General features: G+C 41.8%; 14 protein-coding genes and 3 pseudogenes. 8 read left to right on the top strand and 9 right to left on the bottom strand.

The genetic code is table 11. The features are described from left to right. The 4 genes and pseudogenes from PUQ00_RS00005 to PUQ00_RS00020 all read right to left on the bottom strand — a co-directional run. The coding region (locus PUQ00_RS00005; RefSeq protein WP_300411828.1) for an NACHT domain-containing protein at window positions 1-1,791 on the bottom strand (1,791 nt) is incomplete at its 3' end. A gap of 72 nt (window positions 1,792-1,863) precedes the next feature. After that, entirely contained in the window at window positions 1,864-2,304 is a 441-nt protein-coding gene (locus PUQ00_RS00010) for a hypothetical protein (protein WP_300411831.1), read from the bottom strand. 830 nt (window positions 2,305-3,134) lie between these two features. Continuing rightward, window positions 3,135-3,332 (bottom strand): annotated as a pseudogene (locus PUQ00_RS00015) (alanine--glyoxylate aminotransferase family protein); the annotation flags it as partial. 136 nt (window positions 3,333-3,468) lie between these two features. Beyond that, window positions 3,469-4,425: pseudogene (locus PUQ00_RS00020) on the bottom strand (alanine--glyoxylate aminotransferase family protein); the annotation flags it as partial. Window positions 4,426-4,617: 192 nt separating this feature from the next. Here PUQ00_RS00020 and PUQ00_RS00025 point away from each other — a divergent pair. From PUQ00_RS00025 to PUQ00_RS00035, 3 genes and pseudogenes are all read left to right on the top strand, one after another. Continuing rightward, on the top strand, window positions 4,618-5,007 hold the full coding sequence (locus PUQ00_RS00025) for a DUF1499 domain-containing protein (RefSeq protein ID WP_300411837.1): 390 nt from the start codon (window positions 4,618-4,620) through the stop codon (window positions 5,005-5,007). A 21-nt stretch (window positions 5,008-5,028) separates the two neighbouring features. Next, a complete protein-coding gene (locus PUQ00_RS00030; RefSeq protein ID WP_300411839.1) occupies window positions 5,029-5,751 on the top strand; it encodes a DUF1345 domain-containing protein in 723 nt (240 codons plus the stop codon). A 212-nt stretch (window positions 5,752-5,963) separates the two neighbouring features. Next, window positions 5,964-6,143, top strand: a pseudogene (locus PUQ00_RS00035) (GNAT family protein); the annotation flags it as partial. Window positions 6,144-6,232: 89 nt separating this feature from the next. On the opposite strand, the gene PUQ00_RS00040 reads toward PUQ00_RS00035, so the two are convergent. Beyond that, on the bottom strand, window positions 6,233-7,312 hold the full coding sequence (locus tag PUQ00_RS00040; RefSeq protein WP_300411841.1) for a serine/threonine-protein kinase: 1,080 nt from the start codon (window positions 7,310-7,312) through the stop codon (window positions 6,233-6,235). A gap of 510 nt (window positions 7,313-7,822) precedes the next feature. Continuing rightward, window positions 7,823-10,282 carry an ATP-dependent helicase gene (locus PUQ00_RS00045; RefSeq protein ID WP_300411843.1) on the bottom strand — a complete coding sequence of 820 codons (2,460 nt, stop codon included), beginning with the start codon at window positions 10,280-10,282 and terminating at the stop codon, window positions 7,823-7,825. Between the two features lie 123 nt (window positions 10,283-10,405). On the opposite strand from PUQ00_RS00045, the gene PUQ00_RS00050 reads away from it, so the two are divergent. Together PUQ00_RS00050 and PUQ00_RS00055 are read left to right on the top strand one after the other, a co-directional pair. After that, window positions 10,406-10,633, top strand: a complete 228-nt coding sequence (locus PUQ00_RS00050; protein ID WP_300411844.1) for an FAD-dependent monooxygenase — start codon at window positions 10,406-10,408, stop codon at window positions 10,631-10,633. 129 nt (window positions 10,634-10,762) lie between these two features. Then, window positions 10,763-11,083 (top strand): hypothetical protein, encoded by a 321-nt coding sequence (locus PUQ00_RS00055; protein WP_300411845.1) that lies wholly within the window; start codon window positions 10,763-10,765, stop codon window positions 11,081-11,083. 108 nt (window positions 11,084-11,191) lie between these two features. Here the strand turns inward: PUQ00_RS00055 and PUQ00_RS00060 are convergent, their stop codons facing one another. The 3 genes from PUQ00_RS00060 to PUQ00_RS00070 form a co-directional block, all read right to left on the bottom strand. After that, window positions 11,192-12,229, bottom strand: a complete 1,038-nt coding sequence (locus PUQ00_RS00060; RefSeq protein ID WP_300411846.1) for a hypothetical protein — start codon at window positions 12,227-12,229, stop codon at window positions 11,192-11,194. 291 nt (window positions 12,230-12,520) lie between these two features. Beyond that, window positions 12,521-13,294, bottom strand: a complete 774-nt coding sequence (gene aqpZ / locus PUQ00_RS00065) for an aquaporin Z (RefSeq protein ID WP_300411847.1) — start codon at window positions 13,292-13,294, stop codon at window positions 12,521-12,523. A gap of 492 nt (window positions 13,295-13,786) precedes the next feature. Beyond that, on the bottom strand, window positions 13,787-14,875 hold the full coding sequence (locus tag PUQ00_RS00070; protein ID WP_300411848.1) for a RuBisCO accumulation factor 1: 1,089 nt from the start codon (window positions 14,873-14,875) through the stop codon (window positions 13,787-13,789). Between the two features lie 629 nt (window positions 14,876-15,504). On the opposite strand from PUQ00_RS00070, the gene PUQ00_RS00075 reads away from it, so the two are divergent. From PUQ00_RS00075 to PUQ00_RS00085, 3 genes are all read left to right on the top strand, one after another. Continuing rightward, a complete protein-coding gene (locus PUQ00_RS00075) occupies window positions 15,505-16,461 on the top strand; it encodes a response regulator (protein WP_300411849.1) in 957 nt (318 codons plus the stop codon). 83 nt (window positions 16,462-16,544) lie between these two features. Then, window positions 16,545-17,240: a bifunctional demethylmenaquinone methyltransferase/2-methoxy-6-polyprenyl-1,4-benzoquinol methylase UbiE gene (gene ubiE, locus PUQ00_RS00080; RefSeq protein ID WP_300412145.1), complete on the top strand. Its 696-nt coding sequence runs from the start codon at window positions 16,545-16,547 to the stop codon at window positions 17,238-17,240. A gap of 121 nt (window positions 17,241-17,361) precedes the next feature. Next, window positions 17,362-18,597: a DUF445 domain-containing protein gene (locus PUQ00_RS00085; RefSeq protein WP_300411850.1), complete on the top strand. Its 1,236-nt coding sequence runs from the start codon at window positions 17,362-17,364 to the stop codon at window positions 18,595-18,597. The last annotated feature ends 43 nt before the right edge of the window (window positions 18,598-18,640 follow it).

Below are 18,640 nucleotides of genomic sequence, written 5' to 3' on the forward strand. Positions count from 1 at the left end.
TTGCAGCAGTTGCACCAAGGCGGCGATCGCAATTTCATTGCCAGTGCCGATTTCCACTAAGCTTGATGCTGCCAGCCTACGGGTGGAGTCATCCACAGTAGTTGATTGCAGCAGTTGCACCAAGGCGGCGATCGCAATTTCATTGCCAGTGCCGATTTCCCCTAACCTTGATGCTGCCTGCCAACAGGTGGAGTCATCCACAGTTGTTGATTGCAGCAGTTGCACCAAGGTGGCGATCGCTTTTGTGCGGTCTGTTTGTTGCAATGCCGACCTAGCTTCCTCTTCGATTGAACTCGGACTATCAATTGTCCACTTGACAATTTGTGTTACTATTTCCTCTGCTCTGAAATAATCCCTAAACTCTGCAATTCCTGCGGCGGCTAAAAAATAGGCGCGATATTCATAAACTTTTTGACATCCATCTTTCAAATTTACTAAAGCATCAATAAACTTTTGCTTTTGCTGCTTGAGGTTTTCTTCTTCTCGCCCTAGCCAAAGTAATATTGTTTGCTTCCATTGCGGTTCAAAGATGCGATAAATTCCTTGACTGGGATTTTTCGGAACGTGCTTGAGAAAGAAATCCCCGTTATCAATTGCTTTAGCAGCAAAGTACTCTTGAAATGAAGCATGAAAGAAAGCGTAAACAGGTTTTCTATTTGTATCTATCCCTACACAGTTCAGCCAGCCGCGATTGAGTGCCAATTTTAGCAGCGACTTTTCATCATCAGCATTCCCCAGAAACTGACTAACAAAATCCTCCCGCAAGCGAAAACGGGTTGCTTCCTTGTCTATTGCTTTTTTAGCTAATTCCCCTAGTTTGACATTGAGTTGCTGACGCTGGTCAGATGTTGTCGCAAATTCCTGTTCTTTCCACTTGTAGAAGTCATTAACAAATTGCTGATAGAGTCCCGCTTGAGTATTGGGTAATTTACCATCTCCTGATTGCCAATTCAAGCACAGCAGTGTCAACCGCAGAGGATTTTTCACTAAATCTTGAATCCGTTCTTTACCTGATTCTTTCAAAGCAGCGCATAATCGCTTCCCAGTTTCGGGAATAGCAGCGAACCATTTGTGAATAAATTTCTCTACCTGTTGTGGATAAGAAAAATCTAAACTGCGATAGGTATCAAAATCATTAAGTGCAATACTGTTGCCATCCCACAGATTAACCCGACAAGTCAGCAGAATTCGCGCTTGAGAAATTAATCCTGCTTCACGGAATTGCCATGCAATTTCTGTAAGAGGATTACCTGAAGATGCGGACATTTCATCTAACCCATCTAGCAACAGCCAGACATTATTTTGATTAAACAGAGCAACAAAATCATTCTTCAGTTGCTCAGTGGGTTCAGCTTTACCTGTTTTTTCGGCAATTTGAATTAACCAACTCTCGAACAGATAAGCTTTTAGTTCCTGACCTCGCAAATCTGCTAAAGATACCCAAATGACAATCGATTGGTCAATCTCACGAGATACCCAATCAGCAATCTGCTGTAAAAGTGTTGTCTTTCCTGCTCCTGGTTCGCCAATAATCGCAATTCGCTTACCTTGACTTTTAGCCGTATTCTTCTGTTTGAGAACTTCATCTAGAAAAGCATCATGCTCAAATGTTTTGGTGATTTCTGTCTCCTTGTACAGTTCTGACCCCTTTTCTGGAGAAATATCACCCTGACGCTTAGATTGTTTTTTGCGCTCAACTAATCCCAGTGGCACGTAAACATCATCAACTTGCAGGGTGACTCCTTCAGTTGATGTCAGAGGATTTGTAGTCAGCTTTCGCCGTTCTGCCAACAATTCACGGCAGACTTTGCGCCAGTCATCGAGAGTTAACTTTGTCCCATCCTCCCCTTGAGACGACTGTAGTCAAAAGTTGAAGTTATTAATTTGGTTATTTATTTGTCCTTGATTTACAACCCCAATTTTTTCTGCTAGCTGCGTCAGATTTTGAATGGTTGGCTGTTGAGACTTGAGAGTATTTTCGATTTCTTGAATTTTTTGAGTGAGTTTTGGTTCTGCTTTTGCTGCTGCTTCCACTTCCACAACAGCTTGAGCAATTTCTGGGTCTGTGTCTGCTGCTGCTTTCAGTTCCAGCACTGCTTGACCATAATCTAAACGCTGCGGTTCATTTCCCTCAACAGCAGTGGTGAGTAATGGCGATTTATTCTTCTGGCGGAGTAATTCTATTAACTTACCAGGAGCCATCGATACAGCATGACCAATGTTTTTGCCGATTTCCTCCTGCGCTTTAGTCCAAAGTGTTGTTGCGATCGCAGTAGCAACAGCCGTTAGTGTTACAGTTACCATAAATTCACTACAAATTGAGTTTATGTAAAAATTATTTCAATTGACACAAATAGTATGACGCAAAAGCTAGACGATTACTACTGAATATAACTCAGTCGTTTTAACTCACGCAGGCGGGTTTTGTATTTTGACTCCGCTCAATACAAGTCTGTATAGCCGCGACTTCTAGTCGCCAAGGCACTTGCTAACGCACCCTACGAAAATATTTGAAACCTAACCAATTTGTTAGGTGTAAGCGTCAATCTCAAGGGTGGCGCTTACGCCTTACTTTAACTAATCCAAACAGCTTTTGACATTCCACAAGATAAGGAACAGCGTTACTAGCATCACCCTTCTCTTGGACAGACGTAAAGATTAGTTGATTTCGCTATGATCAGCCAAGTTTTAGCAAATAGCACTTATGGATAACGATTTACTGGCTTTTTTTGCGGGCGTTGCGTTCCTCATTCTCTATCTCATCTTTTCTGCATTAACTGAAATGGGGACTAAACTACCTTGGAAGAAATAAGCCGATGAGGCGATAAAGTTAGTGACATACTCTGAGTTGATATACTTAATTGTTCGAGAGAGTGCCAAATGCGCGATCCACACCAGAACCACATTAAAATTGATCCGGCAACCCTCGTTTTGATTGTTTGTATCCTAATACTCTTGCCTCTGCTGGTTGTTGGTTTTTTCTCGCAGTGAGCTAGTGAGAAATATTTAACAGATATATAGGAATCCTACTTGAATCTTGCTCAGTATACTGCCAAGGAAAGCTTTGTAGTGAAGTTTCTAAGCGGCTTAATTGTTCAAAAATCAAATATGAGTCCTACATAACGTGAACAAAACTACTTAGGCAAAACTTGCCGTAGTGCTGCTAAAAGTTGGTCAACGCTTTCCCTACGACTATTAAAGCCCATCAATCCCACGCGCCAAACTTTACCAGCGAGTTCGCCAAGACCACCGCCAATTTCAATATTATGTTCATTAAGTAATTGCCGAGCGATCGCTTTACCATCTACCCCTGTTGGAATGCAAACAGTAGACTTATCCGGAAATGAGAACTTTATTTGGCTGAAACCTAGCTCTGGAGAGGGTTTTAGAGGTTCCTGTTTTATATAAGCTAAAAAGTCAGCTATGTAAGGGTTTCAGCTATTTTGAGGTTTATTTGTGGATAGGTCTAGTGGTAAGCGTTGGCAGTCTATACTCTTGCTCAACGTGCATACTCAATCCTAAATTTTCCAACCCTTCCCAGAGATATTCTACGTTTTTTTGATGTCGCTGCCAGGAGTTTGCTAACCCTTCTTCTGCAAGCAAACGTAATGCTTCCCGCAATGCATAGTATAAATTAATCGGTGCTGTGTGGTGATAGGTGCGTTCAGGGCCCCAATACTTGCCCAGCAACAACATATCTAAATACCAATTTGTCACCTTTGTTTGGCGCCGTTGCAATTTCTCAACTGCACGCGCATTCATTGTAAAGGGCGAAGCACCAGGCGGGCAACCCAACCCTTTTTGGCTACAACTATAGGCTAGGTCAACTCCCCAAGCATCCAAAAACAAGGGGACACCACCCAAACTTGTTACCGTATCCACCAGCAGCAAAGTGCCAAATTCGCGACACAAATCAGCGACTCCTTCCAATGGTTGACGTGCGCCGGTGGAGGTTTCGGCATCAACTAGAGCTAAAATAGCTGGACGATGAGTTTTTAAAGCAGTTTGAAGTTCATCCAGCTTAAAAACTTGTCCCCAAGGTTTGGTAATGCTTCGCACATCAGCACCATAACGTCCAGCCATATCCACAAGGCGATTACCGAAGTAACCAGCTACACCAATTAAAACCACATCACCGGGTTCTACAGCATTGGCGATGGTTGCTTCCATTGCGGCTGTTCCCGTACCACTGACTGCAATGGTAAGTGGGTTTTCTGTTTGCCATACGTAGCGTAGCAACGATTGAATTTCATCCATGAGTGCGAGAAAAGCTGGGTCAAGATGCCCAACGGGTGAGGTATTCATCGCTTGGAGAACTGTGGGATGGGCATTTGATGGCCCAGGCCCTAACAGTAAACGGGATGGGATTTCTAGCGGTGTGAGTTGCAAGCGCCCAGAGTCATTGATTGAAATTGTTTGCGTCATAATCTGTGTTCGCCTAGACGATACTTACCGGATCATAGAGCGAACGCATCACCGATGTTTTAGTGAATCTGTCATTTGCCAGAAGATGCGATGTCTGACGACAAGCCTTATAAGCGTCTACGCGGCAAAGTATTATAGTGATTTAAATAAATGTGTGAGAGTATACTTATTCATTTACCCGGAGAGATAATTATGGTATTTGCTGGCAAACCACCAAATAATTTAGGTGTTAACAACGGGAAATTAGCATCCTGCCCTAATTCCCCTAACTGCGTTTCTAGTCAGAGTGCAGATGCAACTCACAAAATTGCACCACTGACTTTTACATCTACTCCAGAAGAAGCGATTACTAATCTCAAAAAGATTATTCAGTCCTTACCAAGAACCAAAATCATTACCGAAAGTAAAGATTATTTATATGCAGAATTTAAAAGTGCTTTACTAGGATTTGTGGATGATGTCGAATTCTATCTAGACCGAAATGCTAATGTTATACAAATGCGTTCAGCCTCACGCTTAGGTCAAAGCGATTTGGGTGTCAATCGTCAACGAATAGAGACGATTAGAGCCAAGTTAAAATAATTCGTAAATGGTAATTCAATTATGAATTACCATTTAGTTAAACTGGACTGGATAACATCTGCGATCGCAAAATTTGTGAGACTTAATTTCTTTAAAAACTTTGACACCCGACCCCGACTAATCATTGCTATCGGGCTCGCTGTATTCGTTTCATTAATCCTTCCGCCTTGGCTGCACTTACCCACTCGCATTCTCTGCGCTTGGAACTCCGGTGTTGACTTTTTCTTAGCCGTGACGTGGTGGAAAATGATCAAGGCTACCCCACAAAAAATTCGCCGTTATGCTGAGAATGAATATGAAGGACATCTGGCTATATTTTTGCTGGTGATCGCTGCTGCTTGTGCTAGTGTTTTAGCCATTGTATTTTTACTAACTGATAAAAAAGGGTTGTCAAAAATTCTGCTTAACCTACATGTCATACTTTCAATTATAACCATTGTCAGTTCGTGGTTACTAGTGCATACGATGTTTGCAGTGCAATATGCACATAGCTATTACAAATATATTAATCGTAATAATAGTGAAGAAATCACGGGAGGTTTAGATTTTCCTCATAACGACTGTCCAGACTATTGGGAATTTTTATATTATTCTTTTGTAGTTGGCATGACTAGTCAAGTTTCCGATGTAGAGACGACATCACCTGATATGAGGCGCTTGACTCTGTTACATAGCATATTATCCTTCTTTTTCAATACCACCATTTTAGCTATGAGTATTAATCTCATTGCATCGCTGATTTAAAAATTGTTTGACTCAGCCAAAAGCATGGGTTTAAGAGGAATTTAATTTTCACGAAGCAGAGATTTTATTTACCTTCCTTTATTCACAACTCATGCTAAAGGATAAATATTTTGAACAAACTATATTTATTATTTAAATAGTTGCTCAAAAAATATATATCCAAAAAATATGCTGATTCAAAAAGGCGAAATAGCTATTCGTCTAATGCAAGATTTGAAGAACTGCCATCTTATAAAATTGTCATCGACCCGCACATTGACAATCCTCGCGCTATTTGCTAATATGAAAAATGTGGTTTTGTGAAAGTAAAGCTATTGCCAGCACATAAACTGCATGAAGGGGAATATTCAGATTTTTGGCTGATGGCAATAGATCTAAAAAAACCATTATAGCCCTAATTTACAATGGTTCCAGGTATTAATTGAGTAGCATTTTGAGTAGCTAAAAATCTGGACACTTTTTGAAAAAAAATTAAATTATATTAAAGGTCTGATTGGTTAATTATAAAAAACTGCATATTACCACATACATTACAGGCTATAGCTTCAAAAGGGATTGAACTATCAAATAAACTTCTCTCTGTCATCTGTAGATAATAACTTGCCAATTTATTATTTGGCTCTCTCTCTGGATATAAAGAGGTTTTCAAAAGTCCAGATTGAACAGCTTTATAAATTCCTTCGCCGCAAAATCTACAAATTGAATCAATTTTATTAGGATAAAAACCTCCACTAATCAAACGTTTAATTTTTATTGCTTCTTCTCTTATGTTGGCAGAAGTTAATCGGCTTTCAACATTCTCTATTACAGTTTTAGATAATATTCTCCCTGTTATGTAGTCAAGTTGAGAATTATTTAATAGAGTTGCCAAATTATCGTAGTTTTCTCTAGAAAAAGTTTTACCAGTCAATAAAAAATATAATATTTTACCCAAAGTATAAGAATCAGATTGTTTGCTGATTTTATCTGTGCGTCCATTCTCTAGCTCTGGTGGAATATAAAATCTAGAGCCTATTTGCTCAATAGTTTGTGTTAGCCGAAAACTATCATTTAAATCATCATCTGTATCAGAATTTAAATTTAAATTAAAATTAAAACATAAACCAAAGTCAAGAATTATGGGTTGTTCTTTATCATCTAAAACAATATTATCTGGTTTTAAATCACGGTGTACTATATTGTTGTCATGTATATAGCTTACAGTTTCACATATTTTTATAAAATTTATAAGAGCTGGAATAACTTCCATCGGGGCATTTTTACTCAATATATTGTTTCCATAATACTCAGTTACAAAATAATAGGGTTCTTTATCGAAAGAATAATCTAAGATAGGAAATATTCCTGAATATTGCTTTTTGTTTAATTCCAGAATTGTTTCTATTTCCTGTTTAAATCTCAAAAGCCTTTTATTGTTAGTCAATTTTTTGAGAGCAAAAGTTTTTTCTGGTGTTGTTGAATCATGCACATCTTTGACAAGATATATCGAACCTTGCCCACCCTGTCCAATTGGTTCTGGTTGAGTTTTTTCCCATCGGTCATTAAATAAATTCTTGTTCATAAAACGTCTCATTGTGCCTGAAAGCCATCTACTGCCATAGATGGCTAGAATGATAAATGATTGCCCTGCATCCAGTAGAAACTATGACCGAATAATTATTAATTTGTAATTCGTAATTAGTGGTACAAGCTCCTCAATTCATTGATGGGGAGAAAAAACAGCTTGGCTTTTTTAAACCCTCGACTGAAGTTGTGGGGTAACAATTATGAATTATTCTAACACCCCTATTAGCTCCCCCTTCCCTTGTAGGGAAGCAGGCTAGTTTCATACAAGCAGAGAGAAAAACCAAAACTAGGTTTCAAAGCCTCTCCCCCGGTGGGGGAGAGGTTTGGAGAGAGGTAAAAATCCATGCTACAAGACAAGAAATCAAAACTTATGTATTTTTCTTTTTTCCTATGAAACCACCCTGCCCTTCGCTTGTAGGGAAGGGGGCTGTGGGGGTTAGGTTTTTGATTACTGAATCGATGCTCTAGTAACTGTGGATTCCATTCAATTTCTTAAGAGTTTTCATCACGCTTGTTTGGTCATTGCCGCTAAATTCATCACACATTCAGGGAACTGGCGCTTTAATGCTGGAAAAACCGGACAAGGCGCTTGTTCTTGTAAATTGTCCGGCTTACTCCAAGTAAAGGGGGCTTTCTGTGCTGCTGACATCCACACCAGACGCTTTGCTCGTGTCATCGCAACGTAGAGCAAACGGTACTCCTCAGATATTTTCAAGTGCTTTGCTTGTTCCCATGCTTGTGTAACATCTGGTATGGTAGATTCTCCGTGGAGAGCAGCACGAATTTGGGCGCGGGCTACTTCTGATAAGGTAAAATCCCCTAAAAATTGGCTTTGGGGAGGAACCCAAAATCTGCCAGGAATCAAGTTTTCGTGGAGAAAAGGAAGAAACACATAGTCCCAATCTAGCCCTTTGGCTTTGTGCATCGTAATAATGGTCAGTTGACCGCGACGAGTGTAACGTTCTTCCGAATCCTCGGTTTCCACTGGTTCAAACCGTTCGGAACTGACGATTTCACTTAAAGCTGACAGCATTCCCCCCATCGAACTATTACCAGCTATCTGCTGGTTTACCCGTTCTGCGAGTTTGTCAGCAGTTGCTAATTCTGCCTGATCGTAATTTAAGGTCAAGGCGAGAAAGGAAATTAGTTGGTACAGGGGCAACTCCAAGCGAGCGCGGAGTAAGCTGCGACATAAGCGAGCGGCTTTTTGGACAGTTTCTGACTGGGGTGCTGCTAGGGGGCCAGGATACAAAAACTCTTCTGGTAAACTAGCAAGAGCGTTGAGGTCTTGGGTAGGAATTAATTGGCGTTGTACTAATGCTTCTAGTGCGGCTTTGAGGTAATCGGGGGAGTGGGGGCGATCGCAAAATTGTAGTAATGCTAAAATTTCTTGCGGGACATGGGAACGGCGATCGCGTTCTCCTACATCATAAAGTATAATATTATGCTCTTTGCACATAAGTGTGAGAGCCTCTGCTAACCATCGTCCTTGGCGATTTTCTCGCACTAAAATCGCGGCACTATTTTTTGTTGGGTCTTCGCCAAATAATTCAATCACCCTTTGAGATAACAATTCAACGGTCTGATGGATGTCACGCGGTGTATAAAGTTCTAGTCCTCGTCCAACTGGTGCAGGGTTAGCGTTAGTTTGTGGGTCACCAACTTCAACAGGGCGAATTGTCTGCAAGCGAAATGGTACTTGTCGGTTGACAGGAGTCTGTTGTTTGTTGTTCGCTGCTGCTAACGACTGATTATTGATCCATTTGAGGGCAAAGTTAGCAGCTTCAATGATAATTCTAGTACTACGTCCAGCTTGATCCATCGTTGCCAATCGTTTAATGCGATCGCACTCTTCGCAAAATTGCCGAAAATAAATCGGATCGGCTGGGGTGAAGGTGGAGTTAATCGCCTGGTTGGGGTCGCCGACTCTGACTAAGTTGAGTGGGGAGTGGGGAAGGTGGGGCCCCCTCTGGGGATAAGGGGTAATGGGGAGTGGGGAGTTAGGAGTTAGGACTGAAGAATTATCTCCCCCATCTCCCCCATCACTTGCCAAAATTTCTAACAGCTGCGTCTGAAGGGGGCTAGAATCTTGGGCTTCGTCTTCAAAGACGGCGAATACTTGGTTTTGCTCGATGCGACGGGCACTGTCATTTTCTAAAACGCGCAGTGCGGCTAAAATCATATCGTCATAGTCGATGAAATCACGCGATCGCATTAAGTTTTGATATTGCTCATACAATCCCGCCGCTACGTTTAAAATTGCATATTCATCTGTGGTTTGTTTACTCCACTCCCGTAACAATTCTTGCGATATCCCCGAACTTTTTGCTTCATGAATTACCGTATTAGCCAATTCCGGTAATACTTCTGTTCGCAGTACAGATTGGCGACGCAACCTTTCTGTCTCTTCTCCGTCAAATTGATGACCTTCTAATAACCGCAAATATACTCCTGGATTATTTACAATCCATTGCTCTACGGCTGTTCTGATAAAGCGGTGACTTTGGGTTGGTGTAATTAATGTGATATTTTCTAACTGCAAACCTGACAAATCAGAATGGCGGCTGGCAATGTTTAAAGCTAGACCATGTAGGGTATAGACAAAAAAGCCCATCTGAGGTAGCGATAAATCATCTCGTAAGAATTTGCGAATCTTCGCTTTAATATTGGCAGCAGCCGAGCGAGTAAAAGTCACAACTACCAAGTGACTGCGGAAGGATGAACGCTCATATTGACGTGCGATCGCGATCGCTGCCGCCGCCGCCATACCAGTGGATTTACCTGCGCCAGGAACGGCAGAAATAGCCAGAGGGCCAGATTGCCAGTCAGCCATTTGTTGCTGTCCAGGACGTAGAGTGTTGCGGATTGCGATAATCTTCTCTCGTAAAAGAAGAACAGACGATCGCCCAGATAATTCTGAGTGGAGTGATTCCGAAGGTACAGCAGTAAAATTAGTATTTGACATGATAAAACTTTATATTTTAGATTTGGGATTTAATTCCAAAACCGCAGATATGAAAAATCATTAGTGTTTATCTGTGGTGACAAATATTTAATTGTAAATCAATTAGCTAATAGCTATATGAAAATGCTAACAGCAAAGAAAATTATTTTGATTGGCGGCGGCATCGGTGGCACTGCAACCGCGCTTGCTCTTTATCGTGCTGGATTTGAACCCATTGTTTACGAGCGCATGGCAATATTAAGCGAAGTTGGGGCAGGAGTCGCGCTTTGGCCGAACGCTACCCATGTCCTAAAGGAGTTAGGCGTGTTGGACGAGGTGTTACGCGAGAGTGATCCGATTACCAATTATTAATTCTTCTCCCACATGGGCAAAGAATTAATCAACCTCTGCGCCAATCATTTTGAAGTGCCAGCCGTAGCCATGCATCGTGCTGATTTGTAGGCGCTGCTCTGGCGGAAACTGTCGAGTGAGCAGTCTGTTTTGGGTCAGGCGTTTGAGCGTTTCGAGCCAGTTGGAAACAAAGTTCGTGCCTATTTTAGTAGTAGTTTAGCAGATGAGGACGATGTGTTGATTGGAGCCGATGGACTAAGGTCAAAGGTGCGATCGCAACTGTTTGGTGAAGCAAAATCGATTTATCGTGGGATAACATCGTACCGAGGGCTGACGAATTACATACCTGACACCTATAAACGTGGATACATCTGTGAATTTATGGGTTCCGGCAAAGCCTTCGGATTTGTGATGTTTTTTATTTGTCAGTCCCTTAAATACACTTCTATTTACTACTTTGTCGCAATTTAGATGCGTTTGTCCTGGGGGAGACACGGCAACGTCTCCCCCTAGTCAGCAGAAAAAGTATCCTTGAATCTGCCTTCTGATGTCAGTACAATCTTTAAGTTGATAACGTTCTTATTTAAAACTGACTCCTAGCGTATAGGAAAAATCAGGTTCAGAGGTGGTACCAAAGAAAGTTCCATTATTTTGAGGCAAGAAAGAATCTTTACTCACTGAAATGGAGTAGTAACCTGCACTCAGGAAACCGGTAATTGGTGACGATTTTTGACTGGTCACTAAAGTCCCATAATCCTTAAACAGTCCGATAATTGCCTTTCCCGATGTCACTGTGTTGATAGTGATGATTCCTGAAGTTGGTAAATAAAATGTAAAAAAGTCAAAATCGGGATTGCTCCCCGATTGAGCTGTTGCTAACTCGCCTGAAATATTAACTTTTGAGCCTGATGATAAGGTGCCTAACCCTTCAGCGTTCCCTAGTGTGTTGTTTGTACTTTGTCCAGCATCTTCCTGTTCATAGAAAAGGAAATCATCACTACGAAGTTGGAGATTGTTTTTCCCCTGCACAATACCTATGATCTCATCTGCTTGTCCCGGTTGCTCTGAGAATATTCGTGTGTTACCTCCAACAACTTGCAGGCGGTAGTCCTGTGGAGTTCCTTTGAGTTGAATTCGATCTTGGCTAGAATCGAAGTCAGTAATAGTAGCGAAGTCCCCAAAACCAGGATTCGTAGTGTTGTTATCGTCGTAGAAAACATTTACAGCGTCCCCCAGGACAAATGTATCTGCCCCAGCCCCGCCAATCAAGATATCAGTTTCCCCTAATCCAGGTGGAAGCAGACTACCAGGATAAACACCGATCAGGATATCGTCTCCATTACCCCCATTGAGTGTGTCATTGCCAGGCCCGCCTTGGAGACTATCATTGCCGTCGCCACCATTGAGGATATCATTACCAAAATTACCATCTAGTGTGTCATCGCCTGCTTTTCCATTCAGAGTGTTGTTAGCACTATTACCAAAGAGCAAATTGTTAAGATTGTTACCTGTGCCGTTGATCGGGTTAGTTCCGAGTAGCTTCAAGTTCTTGAAATTGGCACCCAATGTATAGGTGACAGAAGACTGGACGCTATCTTTGCCGATAGTAATTGCCATCTTATTTATCTCTCCTTAATTTCTCACTAATGATTAAAAGCACAAAACAGATTTAAGTATTGCCCCTTTTAAGGAACTCCTGTAACAACCAGAAATTGCAGACTAGTACCGCTTGGCAGAGTTCGTAATTACTCTTATGTAAGGGTTTTAGACGTTTAAAATGGGTGGCTTATTTCTGCCGTGCTGTACTAGTACTTTGTCAGGCTGATTTTAAAAGTTCGTAGTAAGGACTTGCTTACCCATCAATTCTTTCTTGACAAACTACTAGTACAGCACGGTTGAAAATGACTTTTAGACTCGCTCCTTGACATTTTGCCGTTCCTCCACAGTTGATTCACTAAAGACGGCTACGTATAACCATCCTGCTAAAATAGCCCCCAAGATCGGAGCTATCCAGAACAGCCAGACTTGCGAAAAGAGTTCTACGCCTGCAAATATAGCAACTCCAGTACTACGAGCAGGATTAACCGAGGTATTGGTTACAGGAATGCTAATCAGGTGAATCAAGGTAAGCCCAAAACCAATTGCCAGTGGTGCAAATCCTTTAGGAGCGCGGCTATCAGTCACACCCAGAATAATCAGCAGAAACATGAAAGTCATCACAACTTCAGTAATCAGGCAAGCAAGCAGCGTGTAACCACCTGGGGAGTGAGTTCCGTAGCCATTAGTGGCCAATGGGTTGGAGCCAGTCAGAGAAAATCCAGTTTTGCCGCTAGCAATTAGGTAGATAATGCCCCCACCAACAACTGCACCGATTACTTGAGACGCGATGTAAGGTAGTAAGTCAGACCCCGGAAAGCGCTTACCTGCCCACAGTCCAAAGGAAACAGCTGGGTTGAAATGACCACCAGAAATATGACCAAGAGCATAAGCTCCTGTGAGGACAGTAAGCCCGAATGCCAAAGATACACCTACTAATCCAATACCCAATGGAAAAGAAGTATTCTCGCTGATTTTTGCGGCATCTGCTGTGTAGGCTGCGGCTAGAACAGCACTACCACAGCCACCTAAAACAAGCCAGAATGTGCCGATAAATTCGGCTAAACAACGTTTGTTGAGAGACATTTTGGGGAAACTCCTTGTTCAGCTACAAATGGTTAATAGCTATGTTGCACAATCCTTAAGTAATTTCTGTCAACAGGAAATCGATTGCGTTTGTTTCGTTATGAAACTAAATTCAAAAAATAGGAATTTGTTTTTTCCTCAATAATTGTGGTGATAAAATATTAAGATACCGGAAAAGCTAAAATCACAAAAAAAACGCTTAATTTCTTAAGCATTTTGCTCGAATATTACATCTGTTGAGATTGTTGAACCAGTGCGTCTTATTAAAATTTATGACAAAATTCCAATAAATTTAGACACTTTCATCTGAAAAAATTTGGGTTTTTCTGTGATGGTTGTGACTTCGTAACTGTTCAACTTATGCTCTTGTTAAGATACTTAAAACAACTGGTGGCATTGGCTAAACAGAAAATTGAACCAATGCCCCATCTACTATTGTTTGGACAGTTTTAACAGATAAAATCACGGAGTTAGTCCTGTCTAAAATTGAATTTATTCGTCAATCTGCCATGAATCCTTAGTTAATTCTTCATCCAGAATTTTCTTAGGACGCACAATGATAATAATTTGTCCTAGTAGAGGAATTTCTGGCTCAGTTTCAAACCACTGAAAATCTAATTCACCACCATTTTCAACGACAAAGTAGTTGGAGACATCCCATTGCCGTTGGGCACGATCTATGACTACGACGACAGGTTCTATTCGGCTTTGGTTTTGGATGGGGAAGCGATCGCTATTCGCAATAATTACCACTGGATCTTCTGCTGCTAACAGCACTTGCCAACCTGGTAACGGTACCCAAGCTTGCTCTCCAGAAAACTTTACCATCCGAAATGGTTCAGTTTCTGTCACTATGGGCACAGCTTGCAAGTCTTGCCGTGACAATGGCAACTCGCCTACTACGGGAACGATTCGGGGTAATTGTTCTTCAGATTCCAGGCGGTAAAAAGGTAAAATTGGAGCCGGACGCTGGGGAACGGTAGTAAAATCGGTCAGTAGCTGTTCGATTTTTGTCCTTGCTTCTGGCGTGTGAGCAAAGCGTAAACCTTTGGCGATCAGACGCGATCGCTGTTGCAAATCTGTATTTTGGCGTGCCCGTTTCCAAACTTGGTAAGCAACTGCATCCCCAGGATGGGCAGAAAACCCTTCTGGCAAAAGGCGGAAATAGGAGAACTCTTTAATTGCTTTTGCCACTTCCCGCGCCTCATCGGCATCGACTTTCTGGACGAAAATCAGTTCGGCGGCGCTGGCGCGTTCTTCTTGAGTAAGCAAACGCAGTTCGTATAAAATATCACTACCGCGTGTGGCATAGTGCGATCGCGTTGCTGACGAAGCTCCAAACTTTTCCAAAGAATTGTAAACTTGAGAACCAACAACCACCTGATTTTGTTGAATTGGCTCAAACCCAGTCGCCTCAAAAATTTCTTGGGGATTGTAACCGGCTTTGAGCAACGAGGCGATCGCCGTTCCCCATTCCACCCAGTTGCCTTGTTTTTGCCTCAGCCTTCGCAGTAATTCTTGTGCCACATCGTTGGTAGCATTTTCTTCGGGATTCTGAGCATTGGGTGGTAGATCAGTCATAATCGGAGTGCGAGCTTCAACTTGAGAGGTTGATTAAACCTCATGAGCAAGTCCTATTCTAATCTATGAACTACCCAGACCTACTGCCTTGAGTTCATCTGTGGAAACTTATCTCCACTTGAATTTTGAGATCGCCGGGGCGAACAGATGTCATTGGTGTTAACTTAACGTAAAAGCCAGTATAGAAAGAGCTTTTAGAGATTGTCTCATTAATAGTCAGAGACTCTTAATGCCTAATGGGAGGGCTGCCGCCTCAAGACTTGCGGCTCTGCCGCAATTGAAGAGCATTTCTAGCCAGAGGCTAGAAACGAGGTTTTAAAGGGGTTTGGGCTTAAGTTGACACCAATGCACAGATGTGGACCCTACTGGCCATTGCATCCAAAGGAGATTTGTTAACGTACCTCATCGATGATCAAAACTGGCATAGTTAGGCTGATTTAGTTGGTTTTTCTAGTGCAATTTTTTCTCATTCAGATGTTTGAGCAGGCAAATATCCTCTGTAGCACTTATCATAAATGTATTTAAACATGCAAATTAAGTACGTGAAAACCCCTGATAATTTTTAGCTATTCTCAACTAAACTTGGTATGGAATATAACAAGACAGTGAATATTTAAAGGAAATATCTTATGGATAAGTCCAGTCTCGAAACAGATAAACTTCAATATCAAGTAATGACTCTCGAACGACCAAAAAAGCTGAAAATCCTGGTAGTTGACGATGAGCCAGATAATCTCGATCTGCTTTATCGTACCTTTCGACGGGACTTTAATGTTCTGAAAGCTGATAGTGGGGTGAACGCCTTAGAAGTTTTGGCAGCAGAAGGCGAGGTAGCAGTGATTATCTCCGATCAACGGATGCCAGAAATGAAAGGAACTGAGTTTCTCAGTAAGACTGTACCTCAGTTTCCCGATACGGTCAGAATAATTCTCACCGGATTTACTGATATTGAAGACTTGGTAGAAGCGATTAATGCCGGGCAAGTCTACAAATATATCACCAAGCCTTGGGACCCAGGGGAACTGAAGGCAGTGGTGCAAAGAGCAGCAGAAACCTACGACTTGCTCAAGCAACGTACAGAAGAATTACGCCGTGCTCATGCTCAAATGGCGCTGCTGAGTGTTTTGGTGCAGGTAACTCAAGCAGCTTCTACCTTAGAGGAAACTCTCACTCCAATTGCTAGGGCTGTGAGTCAGACTTTTGGCGCAGAAGGATGTATCCTACAACTTACAAATGGAAATACTCTGGTTGCAACTCAAGGAACTTACAGTGATACAGGTACAATAGAAAATTGGCTATCTAAAGATCCACTAACAAGGGAAGCGATCGCCACCGGGCAAATGCAAGTTTCCTTAAATGTACTTAAAGATACTAAACTAGTTGATGCTATTCATTACCAAAATACGGGTGTGCAAGCACATTTAGTTATCCCAATTAGCTACCGTAATCAACTTTTGGGCGTATTGTCGCTACAGTGGAAACAATCCTGCACTTTGCGGGAAGATGAATTAGTGCTAGTTAATTTATTAGCACAACTGCTGGCGATCGCTCTTACTAGTAGTGCATACCATCAAACCATTGTGTAATTGTCATTAGTCATTAGTCATTTGTCAAAAACCAATGACTAATGCCCCATGCCCCATGCCCCATGCCCCATGCCCCATACCCAATGACTAACGAAATTCAGTCCATTTTTAACCGAATTGCTCCAGTTTATGACCAGTTGAACGACTGGTTGAGTCTGGGACAGCATCGAATATGGAAGGAAATGGCAGTGAAATGGAGTGCAGCTAAATCGGGTGATACTGCACTTGATTTGTGTTGCGGGAGTGGTGATTTAGCCTTACGTTTGTCACGGCGTGTAGGAGCAACAGGACAGGTGTACGGAGTGGATTTTTCCCCAAATCTGCTAGAAACTGCTTCATTACGCTCCCAAAAGCAGTACCCCCAACCTGCTATCACCTGGATAGAAGCAGATGTGCTAAATTTACCCTTTGATGATGATCAATTTGATGCCGCAACAATGGGCTATGGTTTAAGAAATGTTAAAGATATTCCCCGCAGCCTCCAAGAGTTATACCGTGTTTTGAAGCCAGGTGCTAAAGCTGCAATTTTAGACTTTCATCGACCGAGTAATTTTCAGCTACGTACCTTTCAGCAGTGGTATCTGGACGGTTTCGTAGTCCCAGTTGCCAATTATTTAGGCTTAAAAGAAGAATATGCTTACATCAGTCCCAGCTTAGACCGCTTTCCCATCGGAAAAGAGCAAATAGAGTTAGCTCATCAAGTTGGTTTTGCTGTTGCCACACACTACCCCATTGTGAACGGTATGATGGGAGTGCTGGTAGTCAAGAAAAATGAGTGATGAGTTAGGAGTTACAAGTGATGAATTATGAGTAGTGATAAATTCTCATTTATCGTTCATAATTCATTATTTTTGATTCCTAACTCCTCACTCTAAACTCCTAACTTTCTTAATTCTTCCCTTGGACTGGTCTCATCTTTGGCTTTATGTGTCTCCCCCGGTACTGGGTGGAATTATTGGCTATTTCACAAATGATATAGCCATCAAAATGTTGTTCCGTCCTTACCGAGCAATTTACATTGCTGGACGAAGAGTACCCTTCACCCCTGGATTGATTCCCCGCAACCAGGAACGTCTGGCTAAGAACATTTCCGATACAATCATGGGGTCGCTACTGACGCCAAAAGAATTGCAAAATCTGGCGCGGCGTTTGTTGCAAACAGAACGCGTGCAAGCAGCAATTCTCTGGTTGTTGCGGCTGGCGATTGAACAAATCAAAACAGATAAAAACCAAAAAAGCGCCAAAATTGTGGCGGGAATCTTGCGGGATTTACTAGGGGAATCGTTACCACGATTACTCAAGGTTTTAGCGCGACGTGAAGACTTTTTGGAAGCGCAAATCAATCAAATTTTTGACCAGATATTGCTGGAATTTCAGTTGAGTGAAGAACAAGCCACGCGGCTTGCTGATTGGTTGTTGCAAGTAGTTCTACCGCCGGATGTGCTGCGCCAAGCGATAGTTGATTTTTTGACCGATCGCACAATTCAAATTATTGATGAAGGCTTCCGCGAAAAAACCAGTGGTACTTATTGGGTAGTAGCAAATTTGTTTGGCTTACGTAATACTCTCACACGGTTACGGACTTTTTGCTTGGATGAAAAGGAGGCTACTAATACTCGCTTGCAGGAATTGACTCAAGATTTAAAAATGCGCGATCGCATTCGGAAATTACTGCAAAATTTATCATTACAAAACTTGCCAATGGGTACGGTGCGCCAACTACGAAAGACTACCCGCGAAAGTGTCCGCCATTACCTGCAAAACAGTGGCAGCGATTTTTTACAAGGATTAACTGATTCTGTTGATTGGGAAAATATTGCTGGAGTGCTGCTCAATCGTCTTAGTACTTCACCTGTTGTCAGTACTTCTTTAGAAGTTATGAGTCAAGAATTGGCTCTAATTTTAGATAAGTATTTGGAAAAAGATTTAGAAGTAATTGTGGCGCAGGTGATTCCGATTTTGTCGATAGATGAAGTCATAGTTGACCGTGTGAAATCAACTTCACCGGCTGATTTAGAAGATGCTATCGAGGGAATTGTAAAAAATGAATTGCAAGCGATTGTGACTTTAGGCGGTGTTTTGGGTTTTGTTATCGGGTTATTGCAGACAGTGTTTTTAATATTAAGCCAATATTAGTTTTTTATTGCTGGCTGTAAATTTTTATCAAATTATAGTGACA

The organism is Nostoc sp. S13, from assembly GCF_029379315.1.
Lineage (GTDB): Bacteria > Cyanobacteriota > Cyanobacteriia > Cyanobacteriales > Nostocaceae > Nostoc.